Origin of the sequence: Rhodocytophaga aerolata (assembly GCF_030503435.1) — a bacterium.
In the GTDB taxonomy this organism is placed as follows: domain Bacteria; phylum Bacteroidota; class Bacteroidia; order Cytophagales; family 172606-1; genus Rhodocytophaga; species Rhodocytophaga aerolata.
This window is the reverse complement of record NZ_JAUKPO010000048.1, coordinates 1-21,596: the sequence shown is the minus strand read 5'-3', so window position 1 is coordinate 21,596 and position 21,596 is coordinate 1. Positions and strand designations below refer to the sequence as shown.

The following is a 21,596-nucleotide window of genomic DNA, read 5'->3' as shown; positions in this document are numbered from 1 at the left end:
GGAAAAATTTTGAGCGACTAATGAATATTTTGAAAACGTTCATTAGTCGCCTATTAATAATCGAATTAAAACGTTGGCCAACGTGTAAGGCGAATCTAATATGTAGACGTATAGGTAATCACCTTTCCCAAGTACAATCCTGCCTTTTTCTTGAGTATCTGCCTAGCTATAGACAAAATCAAAAGTAGTAACTTCTCCATCTTGAATTTTTGAGAGATTTATGTTAGTAGTGTATGCCAGGTGATGTAATATATACAGGTATTTACACCTTTACATATCAAAGTAACAGCTTACATTTTCTTTTGATCTAACATATATATCTATGTTCTACTTTTGTGCTAAGCAGGCTACTATTTTCTTCATTTTACTCTTTGTATACTTCCCCTTTATACTAATTGCCCAGGAGTTTGGATGGGCTAAGCGCATTGGTTATCCGGCTGTGTACAGTGGGTATAATGGAACAACAACGGTAGATAAAGATGAAAACATATATGTAGCAGGGTACTCATACGGCAACAATACATTTGAAATCAATAACTCCAAAGTAGCAGTAAAATATACTGAGGATGGCTTTTTTTTTATTAAATATGACAGTACAGGAAAGGTCATATGGCTACGCGATATTGCTGATCACATAGATGACTTTAATGGGGGCTCAGGGGCACAACTGCTCAGTAGTACTATAGACAATTCCGGAAATTTATGGATTACAGGGTATTATAGATATGGTATAGTATTTAAAGGAATTGCCAGAAGAGACACTTTTTATACCGAGGCGGCGATTGAAGAATTTTTTATTGCTAAATATGATTCCCAGGGAGAACTTTTATGGGCAAAAAGTGCCGGGGGAAGAGGCTATCAACGCGGGGTACAACTGGCTGTAGATGAGCATGGAAATTGTTATGTGGCCGGTCATTACCAAAGCCAGATGAAGTTTAGTGATAGTTTTACACTACCGCCACCTACTCACTTAAATGCTTGTATGTTTCTGGCAAAATATAATAGTGATGGAACATTGCTATGGGCAAAGCGAGTAGAGGGTATTGAGTATTATCATTTTTTAGAGCTGGCGATTGATACACAAGGAAATCCCTATGTTTCTAGTACTTACTCCGGCCGAATGATATATGGGGGTATGGATGGGGAAAAGGAAACTACCCTCTCAATAAACATGTCTTACAATACTTTTCTTGCCAAGTTCAATAAATCAGGAAATGTTGAGTGGGTAAAAACTATTGGTTCTGGAAAAGATTATACAGAATCTTCTGGCATAAATGGCTTAGAAGCGGATTATGAAGGAAACATATACGTGGCGGGTTATCATGGGGCAGCGGTTTCTTTTCAAAGAGTCGGTGTAGCAGATACTACTTTAGCAGCTAATACCCATTTTATAGGTAAATACTCAAGTGAGGGACAACTACACTGGGTAACAGGATTTGTAACAGACGGGAATTTTCAAACCGAACTAGCATTAAACCATGCTAACAAAGTATATATCATAGCGGTTTTTAAAGACAAACTAATTTTCAATAAAAATAGAGTAAATCAGCTTACTTTAACAGCCAATGGTTTCTTGCAGATCGCAATTGCCGGTTTTGAAAATGATGGTAAATTTATTGGGGTACATAAAGTGGTAAGTAACGGGCACCTTTTTGCTCAAAGTATAGCTGTTGGGAATACCGGAAAAATTTATTTTACCGGGCAAATATCTGGAAAAGAAGGGGTAGAGTTTGGTAATATTTCTTTACCTTCTGATACTGCACGAGGCGAAAACGATCTTACTAATTTCATCTGTTCGCTCAAAAGAGTAGAGTATACTGGCAGCTATAACAGCCTGAGGGGAACTGTATTCGCTAATGAGAACAGCAGTTGTGAGAAAGATAGTCAAGAGAGGGGAATTGATAAGATATTCTTAAAAGCTGAACCCGGTCATTATTATACCTCTACAGATAGTCTCGGGAATTATGCATTTTACTTCCCAAAGGGAAGCTATACTATAAGCCAGATCTTGCCTTCTGATACTGCGATAAGAAAATTTATACAAGAGTGTCCGGTTGCACCTACCTCTTATATAGTAAATTTCACCTCTTATGGAAAGGATACGAGTGGCTTTGATTTCGCCAATCAAGTTATTTATAAGCCCTATCTGACCATAGATGTGGCTTCAGACCGCAGAAGAAGATGCTTTAAGAGTACTACTACTGTTCACTACCGCAATGATGGATATGCAAAAGCGGAGAATGTGCAGGTAAAAGTATTCATGCCGGCTTATGTTGTACCTATCAGTGCTTCCATCCCCTGGTCAAACAAGATAGACTCCCTGCTGATTTTCAATATTGGCACACTGGAAGCAGGAGCGAGTAAGACCATTACCATCATTGATTCGGTTATTTGCGGCAATGAATCTATCCGGGGGCTGACGCAATGTACCAAAGCCATCATTACTCCGTTTAACGAAAGCAAGATAGACCCTGCTTGGGACCAATCATATATAAATCTTAGAGCAGTTTGTAAAGAGAATGGATTTGTCCGACTAAGCATTAAAAATACCGGCACCGGACATATGGCCGATAGTGCTGCTTATAGAATTTACCTGGATGCAGTACAGGTTTTTTCTGCCAATTACAAACTCCAGAGCGGGGATAGTCTCATTCTACAAGTACCGGTAAACGGGAAAACCATACGCCTGGAAGCAGACCTAACTGCTCCTCATCCTTACAAGGGACAGCCCATTGTTACCCTCGAAGGATGTGGCAGTGGCGCAAATGTAAAAATTAGCAAAGGCTATGTTGATTTGCTTCCACAAGATGATTCGGGAGAAGAGGTGGAAGTCTCCTGTATGCCTATCCTGGATAGCTATGATCCGAATGACAAAATGGCTAGTCCTGCCGGTGTAAGCCATGATCATATCATTACTGCTGCTGACGAGCTTGAATACATGATCCGCTTTCAGAATACAGGTAGTGATATGGCCTACAATATTACTATAGAAGACACACTGAATGAGGATTTAGATATTGCTACCCTACAGATAGGTGCCTCCTCCCATCCTTGCACCTGGAAAATAACAGGCGAAGGATTGCCTAAAATCATCTGGACATTCCGTGATATTAACTTGCCAGATAGCACAAGCAATGAAGCAAAAAGCCATGGATTTGTGAAGTTTAAAATAAGTCAGAAAAAGGAAAACCCTATTGGTACTTTAATTAAGAACAAGGCCGATATTTATTTTGATTATAACAGTGCCATTACAACCAATGAGACACTTCATACCATTGGAGTATTGCCTTTTACTACAGAAAAAATAGTGGTAGATAATTGCGGCAATGATCCGAGCATTGCACAAGCAGGAGAGGATATGTTGATACAGGAAGTGAACAGCGTGGATTTGCAAGCCATTGCACCATCCAGGGGAGCAGGCAGATGGCAGGTTGTGAAGGGCTCAGGCAAAATAGTTAGTCCTTTTAACCCTATTACTCTTGTTACAGATTTAGCGATTGGAGAAACTGTTCTTGAATGGTCTGTAAGCTTGTGTGATAAAGTGAGCAAGGATAGTATCCGTATAGAGAGAGCAGTAATTCCTGCAATGCCAATTGTAAATAATCCTGCACCATACTGTGCAAGTGAACCTATAGCAGCTATAACAGCTGTAGGCCAGCAGATCAGCTGGTATAATGATGCTGCCCGCAAAGAGAAGATAGCAGAAGGAAACAGCTATCAGCCTCTGCTGACCCGGACAGATACCTTTTATGTTACCCAAAGTGTGAGTGGCTATGAAAGCCTTGCTAAAAGAGTCATTGTGCGAATCAAGCCTACTCCCCAGGCCCCACAAGTGGATGCTGCTGGCTACATCTGTGAAGGGAAACTGCTTTCTCCTCTGATAGCTTCCGGTGAGCATATTGTTTGGTATAGTGATGAAAGCCTAAAGAGAAAAATTGCAGAGGGAAATACTTTCCGGCATCCTGTAGTAACAGGTGACCTGTATGTTACCCAGCAGGTAGAAGGTTGCAGAAGTAGTGCAACTAAAGTAACATTCAGGCCTAGAGGTGTAGAGTATGATAAAATGTATGTATCTAATGTGATCACACCCAATGGAGATGATAAAAATGATACCTTCACTGGGCCTCAATTTCCGGAAGGAAGTTGCATAGGGAATTTCTTGCGGATTGTAATTTATAACAGGTGGGGAAAACAAGTGTATGAAAGCAGCGATGCTAATTTTTCCTGGCAAGCGACACAGGTGGCATCAGGTGTATATTTTTATTCGATCCAGTATAGCAACTTCAGTTATAGGGGCAGTATTAGCATTTTGCGCTAATTCATTAGTTGTTATTTATAGTGGAATTAGAGGACATAAGTACTTAAGTACCATCTACAAATAAGTTGAACTTATCTCTAGCATAAAAAATGATATATTATTTTCAATTAAAAAGAAAAACAACTTGACGACTTAAAATTTCTATCAAAGGAATCATAAAATCACTTTCTTAATATTTACTTGTACAATACCTGTCACATTTATCCTTCCGCAATAGCCTCCGGATGCTATTTTGATAATTGACCCTTATTAATTCTCAAGTTTATGAGGAAACTATACTTGGCCTTTTGTGTACTACTTGCCTGCTGGCTGTTACCAGAAAATAGTTTGGGACAGGACTTCGAGTGGGTGAAAAAGATTACCCCCGTTCCCGAATGGAAGAGGGTGAAGGACCGGCAGTACCTCAACTTGACTTCTGCTTGGGCTGATCTAGTTGGAACCGACACACAGGGAAACGTTTTTGTGGCGGGAGGAGTAAGGGATTCCACCAAAGTGAACATCGATGGTACAGCTCCAATGTATTTTCCAAATAGTGGTTTTTATGTCGCTAAGTATGATAAGCTTGGGCAGGTTATATGGGCAAGGTACATTGGAGGAGGTAGCCTCAATGCGGAAAGGTCAGGTCAACTTAAAGGTCTTTCAATTGATAAGATGGGTAATTTTTTCCTGACAGGTTACATTTCTGATACTTCAGTTACCTTTAAAGGAATCCATAAAGAGGTTCGATTAAGCAATCCGGACAACTTTCAAGTGGGATTTTTAGTAAAATTCGATAATCAAGGAGAATTGCTTTGGGGGAAAAGCTTCAAGCACTCCCACACGCCCGGGACAGCTTTGGCTACGGATAGAAATGGAAATGTGTGTGTTGTTGGTAGCTTTCCTCAAAACGGGGTAAGTTTTGATGAAAACAATTCTATTCCTTTCCGGTGGAATACTAATAATTTTTACCTTGCAAAATATAACACTACGGGTAAACTGCTGTGGTTTAGAACCGGGACGGGGACGATAGGAGATTATCGTTTTGTATCAATGGATACCCCAGGCAATGTATACCTTGGCGGAAGTTTTTATAACCAGGCTACCTTTGAACAAGATAACCAGGAATTGGTTTTGAAAACCAATACGATTACAAACATATTTTTGGCAAAATATGGATTGGATGGTCAACTTGCCTGGGCAAAGCAGATAGGATCAGGTGGAAAACCCCAGACAAATGGAAATACCAATTGGGCTATTTGTTCTGGAATAACCACCGACCTTTCCGGCAGTGCCGTTTATATGAGTGGATATCATACTGATAGTGTCACCTTTGAGGCGGGCAAGCTAAATCAAATGAGTCTTCCAGCCAAGCAAGTATTTGTAGCAAGGTTTAATCAGGATGGTAACTTAGTTTGGTTAAAGGGCTTTGACGCGAATTCTAATGATTTTGGGCCTAAAATTACTTCTGATGGGCAAACTAATCTGTATTTAACAGGCCCTTACCACAAACACATTACCTTTAATAAAGGATTGGATGACGAACTTACTCTAAACAGTGAGCAGACAAAGTTTTATCATTCATTCATAGCAAAATTTAATACAAACGGAAACTTTGGGTGGGCAGTAGTAGCCAAAGGGGATAGTGGCGTATATATTCGCGATCTGACTGCAAGGGGCGGCCACATATATGCGGTAGGTGAATACCACGGCAAATCGCAATTTGGAAATATAAATGTTGAGCCTGTACCAGTCCCATCAGGGGTTTATATTAGTCAAAATAACGTTGTGCTTGATGTAGCCGAAATAGGCTTTCAGTACACCAATAATATGATTCGGGGCAATGTTTATGAAGATGAAAACGGTGACGGGAAAAAGGATGTATCTGATAAACCCTTGGGAAATATTATTATAAAAGCAGAACCTGGACCTTATTACACTTCTACTGACAGCTTGGGAAATTATATATTGTATGTAGATAAAGGGAACTTCACAGTAAGCCAGCAACTTCCAGATGATGGCAAAAGCATTTGGATTAAGCAGAGTTATCCCCAGCTACCAGATACTTATCAATTGATTTTTAATCATACCGGACAGGATACCACCGGTTTCGACTTTGGCAACCAGGTTACTAAAGTTCCTTCACTGCGGGTAGAGGTAGCCACTGACCGCCGTCGCCGCTGTTTCCGCAGCAACACCACCGTTCACTACCGCAATGATGGCTATATGGCGGCTTCCAACGTACAGGTACAAGTCACTTATCCAAAGTACGTTATTCCCCTCTCCTCAAGCACGGCCTGGAGTAGCCAAAAGGACTCGCTGCTTATCTTCGACATCGGCACCCTTCAGCCCGGTCAACAAGGTACTATCACTCTTATTGATTCGGTTTTCTGCGGAAACGAAGCTATTCGCGGTTTGACCCAGTGTGTAAAGGCAATCATTACTCCAAAGAACGGCTCTCCCACACCTGATCCGCGTTGGGATAAGTCGGATCTGGAACTGAAAGCCCTCTGCAAGGACAATGGCTTTGTGCGACTCACCCTGCTCAATTCCGGCACCGGTGCGATGGCTGACTCTGCTTTCTACCGCATTTACCTGGATGCTGTGAAGGTTTTTGAAAGCAAGTATAAGCTGGCAAGCAAGGACAGTTTAACGCTTGAAGTACCAGTTAATGGCAAGACTATCCGCCTGGAAGCTGACCTTCGGCCTTATCATCCCAACAGTAATCGCCGGCCCAGCATCACACTTGAAGGTTGTGGTGGTGCGGATAAGGTGAACATCAGTAAAGGATTTGTTAATCAGTTGCCACCGGATGATATGCCAGAAGAAACAGCCCTTTCCTGCCTTGAAATCCTTGACAGCTATGACCCCAATGACAAGCAGGTAAGTCCGCAGGGAGTAGGACAAAATCATATTATTGCCAAGGGGCAAACGCTGGAGTACCTGATTCGCTTCCAGAATACGGGCACTGATGTGGCGTATACTGTCACCATTCAAGATACACTCGATGAACATCTAGATATTGCTACCTTGCAAATCGGGGCGGCTTCGCATCCTTTCAGCTGGCGTGTAAGTGGCAAAGGAAAACCATTTATTACCTGGAATTTCAAAGACATTAACCTGCCAGATAGCAGCAGCAACGAACACCAAAGCCACGGCTACGTACGTTTCCGCATCAGCCAAAAACCTGAAACTGAGCTGGGTACCACCATTACCAACCAGGCAGCCATCACCTTTGACTTCAATAGTCCGGTGTTAACCAACTTAACCGTTAATACCGTCGGAGATATTCCTCAGGCCTTGAGCAGTGTTCCGGTAGATGTTTGCCAAGGGAATTATCCTACACAGGCCTATGCCGGCGAAGATATATTGCTGCAAACGATTGGGACTACAGCTTTACAGGCCAATGCTCCTCAAAAAGGGAGGGGCCGGTGGAAGCTGATCAGCGGGAAGGGTACAATCGCTGACCCTGCTAATCCACAGTCAATGGTAACTAATTTGGGTGCAGAGAAGAACATCCTGGAATGGACCATTACCCTGTGTGATAGTATTTCCCGAAGCCGGGTAACCGTGGAGCGGGTAATCCCCCTTCCGGAGATTCCCTACCCAACAGTAATAGTTTGTGTGGGCGAAACCATTTCTCTTTTGGCAAGTGGAACGAACTTGATTTGGTACGCTGACGAACAATTGACCCGTAAACTGGGGCAAGGCAGCAACCTGCATCCTGCTACGGGTGGCGATTTCTATGTAACGCAAACCATCGATGGCTACGAAAGTCAGCCTGCCAAAGTGACGGCAAGGGTTCAATCCCGCCCGACACCGCCAGTGGTTACAGGACCTGCCCGTTTGTACTGTCAGGGTGAAAAAATTGAACCATTGCAAGCAAATGGAGAAGGCATTCGTTGGTACGCTGATTCTCGATTGATGCAACTGCTAAGCACGGGCGCTGCCTTCCAACCTGCCATCACTACTTCGGCCACCTTCTACGCCACACAGACCGTAGCTGGCTGCCAAGGGGAGGCCATTTCGGTTCAAGTCATTATTCAGCCGGCTAAGGTTTCCCTGCAGATGAAAGGAGATACACTCATCGCTCCGCTTGCCGATGCCTACCAATGGTACTTTGAAGACCAAATTCTAACTAACGCTACTGCGCAGTGGCTCCTAGCCCGAAATACAGGTAATTACCACGTTGAGTTAAAGAAAGAAAGTTGCATGGCTTCATCCGATTCGGTCTATCTCTCCATTCACATTCCAGCCGGTACTTTGAAGTTTGCTCCTAATCCCAGTCCGGACCGGGTTCTGGTGGAACTAGTGGCCAATGCTACGGGTAGGGTGGAAGTACGTTTGTTGAATACCCTGGGTCAATTGGTGCAGCAGGCTATCTGGCAGAAGCCAACGACGATACTAAACCAGGAACTGGAGATAAGGCATTTGGCTAGGGGCGTTTACTTGGTGGAGGTAAGTACGAGCGAAGGGGTACTGGTAAAGAAACTGGTGAAGAACTGACCCTCGTTTGTTTGGCAGTTGCAGTCATTGGTGTTCTTTTTATTCTTCGTACTGATTATTCCAGCTAAGAATACAGTTTTATACTCATTGTTGTACACGGACGACCATTTGCGGGTATTGACAGCTAGGCTTACCCTCTTTCCACGATTCCAGCTAAACAAGTTCACCTAGATGGGTAAAGGATCTTTCACTACTTACTATCAGGAATGGCCTATCTATTTACAATAACAAATGCTTCAAAATAAACCGTTCCAAAAAGTAGCAGTAAGAACAGGCCTTACTTAGTGGAAAAGCTGGAGGGAAAATAATGGACAGATATTATAGTCTCAGAACACCAAGAGCCATCAATGATAAGTTGATGGCTCTTGCTAGTGTTAAGGTTTAACTCATATTCTACTAAGCTAACTTACTTCTGCTTATAAACTGGATTGGATATGGAAATCCTTTCATAGATAAGTAAGACTTATACTAAATAAGTAGGAATCAACGAATAGTAAGCTTTTTTACTACCATCCCTTTTTGTGTTTCTATATATAGCATGTAAATACCTGCTTTGATTCCTGAAAGAACTATCTCTTTTTTCTGATCTATGCTTGTAAAGTCATGGATTATTAATGTTCTCCCGATTGGATCTAGTAAGCTTACTTTTGCTTGCCAACCTAAAGGCAGTTCAACAAACACAGTACCTGAAGCAGGATTTGGATAGACTCTTATTTGTAAAGATAGTTCTTCCAAACCTGTAGTAATTTTCTCATAGGTAAATATTTCAGACATAGGAGATGTACATTCATCCACACTAACGCTTACCGTATAATTGCCACTTTCACTTACTTGGATTCGCTGAGAGGTAACTGGTATAGCATTGCCGTTCATAAACCATTGATAAGAGGTACCTGCTATACTGCAAAACAGACTATCAGAAGACGATTGTGTAACTATAGGTGTTGGAGGTAAGGGTTTTACAACTGCTTTACTAGCTATTTTTTCAGTCTCATACCCTGACTCGGTTATGGAAACATAGTAGGTGGAAGTTGCTGACAGAACTGGTGTTGTGAATACAGAACCAGTAGCAACCACACTAGCAGTGTCCCTTGCATGATACCATCGATATTGATTGGTATCACTTCCACTTGCTCGGAAAGTAATACTTCCCTGCCCGCAGACACTATCTACAGTTATTACGGTAGGAGGAGAGATTCTTTTAATGGTGACTACACTTACTGTAGAATCAGTAGCACAAGAATTAGAAGAAACCTTCCATTCGAAGATATTTTCTCCATATCCTATATCAGCAATTAAAGAAGCAGGATTAGTTAAATCTTTAATAATACCTTGCCCTTTTAGTAGCTTCCATTTTCCTTCTCCATAAGTTGGTAAATCGGCTTGCATGTATATTGTATCTTGTCTGCTGATAAATCTGTTATTTCCTGCAAATGACTTGGCTGATGGCAAACAAATGGTGATAGCAGGCATGTTACCTGAAGGAATTATCACTGGTATATCATAGATGGTATTGAAAGTAGTATTGGTGCGAACAGGCTCATTGTAGTCAAAGAAAATATCGGCAAAGTTGTCTATCTGTGTCTTCTCTGGCAGATTAGCTTTGGGTTTTATGCGGAACTGAATATATCCGTGGCTTTGGAGCTCGTTACGATTGCTGTCAGGGAGCATAATATTATCGAAGGTGAAGGTAAGGACAGGTTTTCCTTTGCCTGATACAGTTATTTTATATGAATGGGAAACTGCCCCTACTTGTAGCGTACGTATATCTAAGTGCTCAGATAAGGTATCTACCACTACCACTTTATAGGCCACATCTGTCCCTGTGTTTTGAAAACGTATCACATAATCCAAGGCTTTGTTCGTAGGTGTATAATGTTCACTACCTATGCCTTGTGGAGAAACCGTTTTATCATTGGGATCAAAGGAGTCAATAATAGGCAAGCATTCAGTGGCTATTTCAAGTTCCTCTTCCTCTTGAACTTGTTGGTTAACATATCCTTTACTTACAGTTCCCTGTTTATTAGTTCCACAAGCTTCGATCGTGATATGACTTTGAATACGTGATGGATGATATAGACGCTGGTCAACCTCCAAACGCATAGTTTGTCCGTTAGCTGGTACTTGTAAGATCAGGCTATCACCTTTGGCAAGCTTATAGTTAGCCATAAAAACCAATTGGGCATCGAAATAAATCCGGAAAGCACTGCTATCGGCCATGTTACCTTTACCAGAATTATATATGCCTAAATATACCCTGCCATTCTCCAGGCATTTGGCTTTCAAGGTTATATCTGACTGATCCCAGTTTCCGGAAGGGGTACTGCTATTAGCAGGTGTAATCCAGGCTTTCGTACACTGAGTAAGATCGCGAATAGACGAATTGCCACAAATCACTGAATCTTGAATTACAATCTTCCCACAAGCATCAGCAGATAGAGACCCAATATTAAAAATATAATTATTGTTGGTATCCTTTGTATAAACGGCATTTGCACTTTTCAATACCACATACTCCGGAAGCTGTACATATACTTTTGCATCGGCCGCATCAGCTGTACCATTATTGCAATAGGAAACAGTAGTGGTATTAGTAAAACACCTTCTTCGCCTGTCAGAAGAAACATTAACTGAGAGTTGTGGGAGAAGGGCGATTTGATTAGCAAAATTTAATCTGGCAATACTCTCATTAGAACCAGTAAAATGGACCAAATGAGAATTGGGAGTTATTGGACATGTTTGTTTAATAAAAGCCGCTTTTGTCTCTGAAATTACTTGCTCAATGGTGTACCTTCCGGTATCTACTGCTAATGTGTAGTTTCCTAAGGAATCTGTAAAACCATAGAAATCTCCTGGTTTAGCAACTACCACCATACTAGGAATGCCTTTTTCTCCTGCATCTTTTACACAATTGCCATTCGTATCCTCATAAACTGTACCTTTCAAAAGGTTGTAAGTAGGTACATGCATATCTTTCGAGAGAGCAGCAAAGTTAGATACGCCTTTACCTTGTATAGATTGGAACATTCCACCTAAGTAAATCACTGAGTCATAAATGGCAATTTCATTGACTGAGCCAACTAGGTTAAGGTTAGGGTTCCATGAAGTAACTTGCCCGGATATTGCATCGAAAGCAGCTAATCCATTTCGTTCTTGACCACCTATCGTAGTAAATAACCCACTTGCGTAAACTATATTATTAGAAGCAGCTAATTTTACAACATACCCTAAACCACCGGTTGGATTGGGATACCAGGAAATGTTTTTCCCGGTGGTAGCATCAACAGCGGCCAAATTATATTTATCAGTAACGTCTGTAAATAATAAATCTCCTCCCACATACACTCTGTTATTTGCTATAGCGAGTGCTTCTATAGTTCCACTATTTACCAGATTAGGGTTCCAAGGAGTAATTTGACCGGTTGTAATATCAAAAGAAGCCAGACTATTTCTGGTTTCATTAGCAATCAAACCAAATCTACCGCCTACGTATAGTTTTTTATTTGAAATAACTAATGTTGTTATATAGTCATATTCATGAAGGTTAGGGTTCCAAGTAGTAGCTAGCCCTGTTGCAGTATGGATAGATGCTAATTTATTTCTACTTTCTCCCCCAATAAAAGCAAAATCTCCTGCTATATATATCATGCTGCCTGCAAGGGCCAAGCTTTGAATGCCGATATTGTAATCGGATGTATTAGGGTTCGGGTTCCAGGCAGTGACTTGTCCGGTAGTAATATCGATAGCAGCTAAATTGTTCCGGCTTTCTTTGCCTATTGAATTGAAAGTGCCGCCTACATAAAGTGTATTCTCAGCAAATGCTAGTGCCTTTACCGGGCCATTCGACTCAGGTTTCCAGGCAGTGGCTTGTCCGGTAGTAATATCGATAGCAGCTAAATTGTTCCGGCTTTCTCCATCTACAGATGTAAATTCCCCTCCAACAAATATGGTATTGTCTGAAATAGAAATATTATATACAGCTTTATTCATTATAGGGCTCCAAGAGGTTGGTTTACCCGTAGCCGCATCTATAGCAGCTAGATGTTGCCGGTTTTCTCCGCCAACTAATGTAAAATTGCCACCTACATAAACAATGTTATTAGAAACTGCTAAACTGCTAATCCCCCAATCATATTTTGATCCTCCAATTAATGGATTCCAGGCAGTAGCTTGGCCTGTAATTCCATCAATGGCAGCTAGATTGTCTCGGCGTTCTCTGCCTACAGCTGTGAAAAATCCACCTACATAAATAATATTACCTGAAACGGCTATAGTGATTACCCTAGGTGCATAACTACTATTTGAAATAGACAAATTAGGATTCCAGGCAGTAGCTTGTCCGGTAGTAACATCTAGTGCAGCCAAAAGATTTCTACTTTGACCTCCAATAGAGGAAAAGTAGCCCCCTACGTATACAGTGTTACCGGAGATCGTAATCGTATGTATCAATGAGTTAGCATTAGGGTTCCAGGCGGTAGCTTCTCCGGTAAGTGCATCAATGGCTGCTAAATGATTTCGACTAGCTCCTCCTATAGACGTAAAATCACCTCCTACATAGATAGTATTATCAAAAAATGCAAGGCTATACACATGCCCATAAAGATCTGGACTAGGATTCCAAGCTATAACTTTTCCGGTGGAAGCATCTAGGGCAGCTAAATTGTTTCTATTTACTTCTCCAATAGAGGTAAAATCTCCTCCAATAAATAAAGTATTATTGGATAATACAAGCGTATTTACTGTGCTAGTTAAGTTATATGGTTTGGTTAGAATAGGATTCCAGGCTTGATTTAACATGCCATTGGGAAGGAGATGTGCTAAGCCTGTTCTTGCTTCCCCTTGTACTTGCGTGAATGACCCACCTATGAACCAGCCTCCCTTACCATCGGGTATGGATGTATTTACATTTCCTATGATTTTAAATGAAGGAGTTTGATCTAACTCGCCATCGGAAAGATTCATAACAACTCCACTTCCAGTATTAGGGCCAACATACGAAAAGGCTCCTCCCAAATAAATTGTATTTCCATTACGCACTATTGTATTGACCTGACCATCAGTTTCCCACAGATTGGTATCCAGTTCCTGTGCTTGAAGTGCTCGGAAAATAAAAAGACAGAGTAAAAGAAAGTAAATTTTTTTCATGAAAGAATTGAAAGTATACCTTAAAATTTTATTTACAATACCTCAGTTAATGCTTAAATACTTAAGTGGGTTTAGTGAATAATATATTATCAAAGGTTCACAAGTATTGTAGAGATAAGTAAGTTGAATCCGAAGGGGCTCATTTTAACACGTTAATTATTCCTTTGGCTGTCTTGAAGCAGGGAGAATGACCGGATAGATGATAGTAGTAAGCCCCATTGGATAATCCTGCTGCATTCCAGTCATTTTGGTATTCACTGCTCCGAAATACTTCTTTTCCCCATCGGTTATAGATGGTTAAACTGATCTTGCCAAATCCATTCTTGACGACAAAAAAATCGTTGGATTGATCATCGTTCGGCGTGATCACATTGGGTATTTCTACCTGCCCAGGATCTAAGATTTGTACCGTTATTTTTCTTGTAGCTATGCAATAGCCATTGCTTACCTGTAGAGTATACTCTCCACTTTGTTTTACTTCTAAGCTAGGTTCTGTGCTGTTGTCAGACCAAAGGTAAGTGTACTCCTCTGTTGGTTTATTCAAAGTCAGGACAAGTGGAGTATGGCAAACAGTAGTATCTAGAGGAAGTGAAATCTCAGGATACGGATATACTTGTATGGGAATAGGCGCTGATACTGCCTCACAATGCCCAATGCTTTGCATTTTCACCTGATATGTTCCTGCTTCTTTAACAGTTAATTGATGAGTTGTTTCTCCGGCTAATGCAGTATTATCTTTCAACCACTGATAGAAGTACCCACTTTGCTGATGGGTTGATAAAAGGGTTGACTCGCCTGCACAAAGATGAGTTTTGCCATGAATGGTCACCATAGGTATACTAGTAGATGAGCGGATAATCTCTACTTGAGATGAAATGCCCTGACAAGAAGCTGGCGAACCACTGACCTCTACATAATAGATTCCTTCGTTGGATATGAGTAAAGAATCGGTAGTTGCCTCACTGATCAACTGGTTATTCAAATACCATTGATAGGACGTATAACCTGGTGTAGCCATCAGTTTAACAGTTCTTGCCTCACAAAGAGTAGTTCCTTGCGGTGTAGTGATGCTGACTTTTGGTTTAGCAATGACACGCACAGTTGTTTGCAGCGAATCCAGGCAGCCAAATTGGTTTTCAGCATAGACTGTATAAGTAGTGGTAACTAAAGGAGCAGCAGAAGGTGAAGAGGAGTAAGGATCATCTAATCCGGTTGTCGGCTTCCATCGATAGGTATTTCCTCCTTGAATACTTAGTTCTACCCGTTCACCTTCACAAATGGTTTGATCAGGAGAAATTTGTAACGCCTGCCATACTTCTGATTGGATATGATCCGAAACACCTGTCGAGAGGATGGTGCTCACATCTATCTGACTGAAAGTAGGTGTTGCCACATTAGGATTCTCTACAACGGTGATCTGACAGCCATTCACATGGGGGATATAGAGCTTGCCATCTTTGCCTAGTTCTATCTGTCCTAAACCTTCTACAATGGTGTTTTGGCAGTTTGCCGTGTTGTAAGGGATCGTCCAAGAGGAAGAGGTTCCAGAAGCTATGTCGTACCTGAACAAATTGGGAGAAGAGATATTGCCAAAGAAGTTACGGTTGTTCCAATCACTAGCATACACTTTCGAAGCATCCGCAGAAAACTCGATACCATACAGGCCATTGGTAGCAGCAAAGCTTACTGTTTTTGCATTACTGATCACTCCTGTTACCGGATCAAAATCTGAGAGGAAGACTTTGTTTTTATAGGTAACTGCATAAGCTAATCTGCCTTGGTGAAAATCCAGTTCCCCTCTGCCATTGTGCGATTCTGCATTGAAGGTCTGCAGGAGTGTGCTTGAAGAAATACCTTTGGCATCGATCTTAAATCGTTTAAAACCACTGTAGCATTGATAGGCAAGCAGCCAGTAATCTGAAGAGCAGGGTATCTTTACTATTTCCAACCCTTCGGCATAACTGTTTCCTGGATCTATTGCTATATTCTTGCTTACTACCTCGCCCAAGCCTCCCCGAAGGTTCATATCTACTAAAGCATAGTACAGCGCAGAGCAAAGCTGATTGTTATAGAAAATGTAGAATTTAGCAGGATCAGCCGGGAAGGGGCAAATGACAATTTCTGAAGAGGAAGGATGAGCCAGGATACCTGCAGAGCCAGGCAGAAGAGTTCCATTTTTGTCATAGACCCCGCTGGCATTTACCCAGAATTTGAGGTTTCCATTTAGGTCTTCCACATGCGCTATACCTTCTCCAATAGAAGCTCCCGAACCAATGCCCGTATAATTATGAGTAGGAGAGGAGCCAGAGAAGTTTAACCTGAGAATGTTAGTGGTGCTATTAAAGTACAGATTCTGTACGGAAACCTGGCAATAGCCAAGTTGACTTTGGAGAATGAAGAGAAGAAATACGAGTAAGTAAAGCAGTCGCATTGGTGAAATCAGAATGCTTGAAGAAACAGGGCTAGCTGCACAAGTTCTTTAAGCATCCATGTTAAAAATTTGTTTACTAACTAGTAAGTTATAGGAAAAACAAATAGTGACACACTTGTTCTTTCGTGGGAAAGAGTATCTCCAAATTAGAATTAGTAAGATATACCTTCGATTTAAAGCTAAGCTGAATTTTTCTATAAGATATTTCAATAGCTTGATAGAAGAGCTTTAGAAAAGTATTCAATAAATTAATTTATATATGGATAGAAAGAAGTTTATCACGGATAAAATCAGAATAGATTTGCTTGTTTATTACATAGATTTGTCTCAAATAAAATAATGGTTTTACTACCTGAAATTAGTTTAGCTATACTAGATATTTGCCATACAACATCGTCATATTAGCTTGATAGCTATATTTTTATATATAAATTAATTTAATAAATTACTTAATTACACTGTGCATCATATATTAGATTAGAGTTATATCTTGATAAATCTTTTTTAATGCCTTCATTTTGCTGCAAAGAAAAGAGATATTTCAAGGACATACCTTACATGCTTCTACCTATCCCTCATTACATGCTAATTTCTACTTTAGTAAATACAGGTATTAAGCATGTATGATTTTAAATAGAATGCCAAAAAAAATCCATTTCCACTTTTTTCTTTTTCTTTCTCTCTTATTTCATCAAGTGTGTGCCCAGAAAATAGAACTTGATTCAGCAATGTCTACTACAAATGGGACAGTTGAAGCAATTGCACAAAAGGGCAATGTTATTTATCTAGGAGGACAATTTTCGTATGTTGGCCCAAATACAGGTGGAGGGGCAGAAATTAATCTAAATGAGGGAGGATTAGTTAAAAAACCTCTTTTAAAGATAGATGGAAAAGTTCATATAGCCATACCTGATGGGAGAGGAGGATGGTATATTGGCGGAGTATTTACACACGTTCAAGGTGTTTCCCGTCACGGTTTAGCTCATATTTTACCTGATGGATTTTTGAATAAAAATTGGAATCCGAATCCTGATCAGGGTGCATCCATAAATGCCTTAGCTATATCAGGAAATACAGTTTATGTAGGCGGGCAGTTCACCTCCATTGGCGGACAAAATAGAAGCAATTTAGCAGCTGTGGATGCTGCTACTGCATTAGCTACAGCTTGGATGCCTGAGGCAGATAGTATTGTGAATGCAATAATTTTATCCAGTAATACAGTTTATGCAGGTGGTTCATTTAGTTTTATTGGCGGAGAGATTAGAAATAATTTAGCTGCTCTTGATCCCGTTACCGGTTTAGCTACCTCCTGGAATCCGGATACGAATGGACAAGTAATAACTTTAGCTATATCAGGAAATACAGTTTATGTAGGCGGGCAGTTCACCTCCATTGGCGGACAAAGTAGAAGCAACTTAGCAGCTGTGGATGCTGCTACCGCATTAGTTTTACCTTGGAAACCAGATGTGGCCGGTAGTATATTGGACATTGATATTCTCCAGAATACAATTTATGTGGCGGGACGATTTTTTGTAATCAGTGGACAAACAAGGAATGGAGCTGCAGCCATTGATGCTGCTACTGGGTTAATAACGACATGGAATCCTGCTGTAGTTGGAAGTGTACGGAGTCTTGCTATATCCGCAAATACAGTTTATTTAGGAGGAAGCTTTGTCAATGTTGGGGGACATACAATTAGAAGAAATCTTGTAGCTGTTGATGCAACTACTGGGTCCGCTATTCCCTCTGATACTGATGCAAATAATCTAATAGAGTCACTTACCCTTTCAGGAAATGCGTTATTTGTAGGAGGTGAGTTTACATCTGCTGGAGGGAGGGTTAGGAACAACTTAGTTGCTATTGATGCTACTTCCGGACAACCACTTTCCTGGAATCCAAACCTTGATGTTAATGGATATGTATATGCAATTGCCATTTCTGAAAACATTCTATATGTCGGAGGGAGGTTTACTTCTGTAAATGGACAAGAAAGGAATGGGCTTGCAGCCATAGATGCTACTACAGGAATGCCCACTTCCTGGCACCTGGATGTTAAGGATAGAGATTATACAGGTACAATTTATACACTAGTTCTTTCAGAAAATACGCTATTTGTAGGAGGTTATTTCAACATCTTTGGAGGGCAAAGCAGGCGTGGGTTAGCGGCTGTCAACACTATTACAGGACAATTAACTTCCTGGAATCCCACGGCTAGTAACACGCATGCTGAAGTTAATACTATAGTGGCAATAACATGTACAGGTAATACAGTGTATGTGGGTGGAAGCTTTAATAGGATGGGTATATATACCCGAAATCATTTAGCCGCAATTGATGCAGTTACTGGGCAGATTTCTTCATGGAATCCAGATGTTGGAGGAGCGACCACTGATTGGGGCGTCCATACGTTGGCATATTCAAATAATATTGTCTATGTAGGAGGAGGATTTTCTACTATTGGAGGGAAAAGCAGAAATGCATTAGCGGCTATTGATGCTACCACCGGACAGCCTACTTCCTGGAACCCCATATTAGAAAGAGAACAATATTCCCCTGAAGTATATGATTTATCTTTTTCAAAAAATATGATTTATGTCGGTGGAAATTTTAGTACTATTAATGGACAAAAGCGAAGCAGTTTAGCAAGTATAGATGTTATTTCAGGGCAACCTGCTTATTGGAATCCGGATCTGAGAGGATACGTATTTTCAATGGTTATTGGTGGAAATAATTTATATGTGGGAGGTTCATTAAAAAATATAGTAGGAACAAATATTACATTCTATGGGTTTGCAGGCTTCAAAATTAGTCAACCTCAGCAATTTGTCAAAGGTGCGATTTATGAAGATGTTAATGGCAATTGTGTAAAAGAGACAGCTGAAAAAGGTATTCCTGGTATGGTAGTAGTTGCTCAACCTGGAAATTATTTCACCTCCACAGATTCCTTGGGTAATTATACACTAGCCGTAGATACAGGCCGATATACTATCGAGCAAGTAATTCCTCAAGATAAAGCATCGTTAATTAAACAAATCTGTCCAACTGATCCTCCTATCTATCAGGTACATGTAACAGAGAACCAATCAACAATTAGCGGAATAGATTTTGCCAATCAACTACAATATAAGTCTCTGTTGTCGGTAGATGTCTCCTCAGACCGCCGCCGCAGATGCATGAGCAGTACTACAACTGTTACTTATCAGAACGCTGGGAATAAAGAAGCAGAGAATGTGAAGGTGTATATACAACTGCCGGAATATGTAGCACTGATTAGTGCCAGTATCCCTTATACGCAGGAAAAAGAAAATACATACCTGTTCAACTTAGGGACTCTTGCTGCTAATCATTATGGAAGCATTTACATCAAAGATTCGGTAGTGTGTAATAATCCCTCTATCCGGGGTCTTACCCAATGTACCAAAGCCTGGATTACCCCGGCAAACACTATAGAGCTATCTCCTGAGTGGGATGGATCAGATCTTACCTTAAAAGCTAAATGCCTGGAGAATGGAAGAGTGCGGGTAGCTATCCTAAACAATGGACATAGCAGTATGACCGATAGCACCTCATTCCGTCTATTTCTGGATGCAACACTCGCATTTACTTACAAATTTAAACTAGCCAAAGGAGATAGCTTGATACTGCAGGTTCCTGCTAATGGTCAGACGCTTCGCTTAGAAGCAGACCAACGCCCGGGCCATCCTAGCAAACAACAGACCAATATAACTATCGAGGCTTGTGGCACGAATACCGAAGGGAAAGTGAGTTTAGGGTATGTAGACCAACTTCCCCAGGATGATGCAGAGCCGGAAGTAGCTATCAACTGCTTGCCTATCATCGACTCCTATGACCCTAATGATAAACTTGTCTCTCCTGGTGGGGTAACTGAATATCATTATACCTGTACAAACACCCCACTCAATTACAAAATCCGCTTTCAGAACACGGGTACTGATATAGCCTATAAAGTAGTAGTGGTAGACACACTTTCCGAGCATTTGGACATTAGTACCTTGAAGATGGGAATCGTATCTCATCCCTATAAACTTTCTGTCTCGGGCAAAGGACAGCCTGTTCTTACCTTTACTTTTGATAATATCTTCTTGCCAGACAGCAATAGCAATGAGCAGAAAAGCCATGGGTATATAAGCCTGAGTATTAAGCCTAAGAAAGGGTTAGCAGAGAAAACAAAAGTTGGAAACTATGCTGACATCTTTTTTGATTACAATGAGCCTGTGCGTACCAATACCACTGTGAATGCAATCTATGATATACCTGCTGTTGTTATAGAAGAAGCTAAAATAACAGAACAAGTGATCTGCCATAGAACCAATATGAGTGTAGATGCTGGAGCAAATAGAGTGATATGCCAAAAAGATACAGTCGTTCTCCAAGGTGCTGCACCTGTCTATGGAAAGGGCAGATGGAAGGTGATAAAAGGCTCAGGACAGATAAAGGACAAAGAGAACTCTTACACTTTGGTCAAAGACGTAGCTTATGGAGAGAATACCTTTGAATGGAGTATAGCAGCTAATACTTGTGGAACAGACTCACTTATAGCGAGCGTAACTATTTTCAGAGTAGAACAACCTGCTACACCTATTATCTCACAACTAGGAGCCGATAGCCTTACCTGCAACTTACAGGCATCTGCCTATGAGTGGTTAGTAGATGGACATACCTTACAAGAGCACACGCAAACAATTAAAGTAAGCCAAAGTGGAAGCTATTCAGTAAGAATAAAAGGTACCGAGGGGTGTAGTTCAGCCTGGTCACTACCATTTATCTATGTGCCTACCGGGATATCACCAGACTTAGCTGCTCAGGTAAGCATACATCCCAATCCTTCTAACGGTCACTTTTTGTTAAGCTTGCCCGCCGATCTTGGAAATCAAGTACAGATCACGATTACTGATGCACTGGGAAGAAAGGTATTTGAGCAAACCCTTATTCATAGTAAAATGAGTAAATATACAAAAGAGCTAGATTTATCTTCCCAAGTACCAGGAATATATGTGGTCAAACTCTATTGCGAGAAAGGGATGATTCTTAAAAAAGTGTTGAAAAGATAGTTTATAAAAGCTGCAGCTTTAATAGAAATTGCTATCATTAATTGGTTGAATAAACCAGCAAGGAATAGGGGGCTATCTTTTAAGAGGTACTGCTTTTTTTGTTTATGTGTAGAAAGTTTCCAAAGTCCTAGCACTTCTCCATTCACCA

6 protein-coding genes are annotated in these 21,596 nt (G+C 40.8%); 3 read left to right on the top strand and 3 right to left on the bottom strand.

The features are described 5' to 3' along the window. Nucleotides 1–322: 322 nt before the first annotated feature. Nucleotides 323–4,318, top strand: a complete 3,996-nt coding sequence (locus tag Q0590_RS33470; protein ID WP_302042032.1) for a DUF7619 domain-containing protein — start codon at nucleotides 323–325, stop codon at nucleotides 4,316–4,318. Nucleotides 4,319–4,582: 264 nt separating this feature from the next. After that, complete coding sequence (locus Q0590_RS33465) at nucleotides 4,583–8,800, top strand: T9SS type A sorting domain-containing protein (RefSeq protein ID WP_302042031.1); 4,218 nt, start codon at nucleotides 4,583–4,585, stop codon at nucleotides 8,798–8,800. 483 nt (nucleotides 8,801–9,283) lie between these two features. Here the strand turns inward: Q0590_RS33465 and Q0590_RS33460 are convergent, their stop codons facing one another. Together Q0590_RS33460 and Q0590_RS33455 are read right to left on the bottom strand one after the other, a co-directional pair. Beyond that, entirely contained in the window at nucleotides 9,284–13,945 is a 4,662-nt protein-coding gene (locus tag Q0590_RS33460) for a DUF7619 domain-containing protein (RefSeq protein ID WP_302042030.1), read from the bottom strand. A 139-nt stretch (nucleotides 13,946–14,084) separates the two neighbouring features. After that, on the bottom strand, nucleotides 14,085–16,376 hold the full coding sequence (locus Q0590_RS33455) for a T9SS type B sorting domain-containing protein (RefSeq protein ID WP_302042029.1): 2,292 nt from the start codon (nucleotides 16,374–16,376) through the stop codon (nucleotides 14,085–14,087). Nucleotides 16,377–17,104: 728 nt separating this feature from the next. Here Q0590_RS33455 and Q0590_RS33450 point away from each other — a divergent pair. Next, nucleotides 17,105–21,448, top strand: a complete 4,344-nt coding sequence (locus Q0590_RS33450; RefSeq protein ID WP_302042028.1) for a DUF7619 domain-containing protein — start codon at nucleotides 17,105–17,107, stop codon at nucleotides 21,446–21,448. On the opposite strand, the gene Q0590_RS33445 is transcribed toward Q0590_RS33450, so the two are convergent. Continuing rightward, nucleotides 21,403–21,596, bottom strand: a 194-nt coding sequence (locus tag Q0590_RS33445; RefSeq protein WP_302042027.1) for a hypothetical protein, incomplete at its 5' end; no start/stop codon positions are given. The two genes, Q0590_RS33450 and Q0590_RS33445, sit on opposite strands and share 46 nt — an antisense overlap.

Excerpts from the sequence above, each read along its gene's own strand:
- Q0590_RS33450 (WP_302042028.1), top strand. The coding sequence starts at position 17,105 with ATGTCTACTACAAATGGGACAGTTGAAGCAATTGCACAAAAGGGCAAT.
- Q0590_RS33455 (WP_302042029.1), bottom strand. The coding sequence starts at position 16,376 with ATGCGACTGCTTTACTTACTCGTATTTCTTCTCTTCATTCTCCAAAGT.
- Q0590_RS33465 (WP_302042031.1), top strand. The coding sequence starts at position 4,583 with ATGAGGAAACTATACTTGGCCTTTTGTGTACTACTTGCCTGCTGGCTG.
- Q0590_RS33470 (WP_302042032.1), top strand. The coding sequence starts at position 323 with ATGTTCTACTTTTGTGCTAAGCAGGCTACTATTTTCTTCATTTTACTC.
- Q0590_RS33460 (WP_302042030.1), bottom strand. The coding sequence starts at position 13,945 with ATGAAAAAAATTTACTTTCTTTTACTCTGTCTTTTTATTTTCCGAGCA.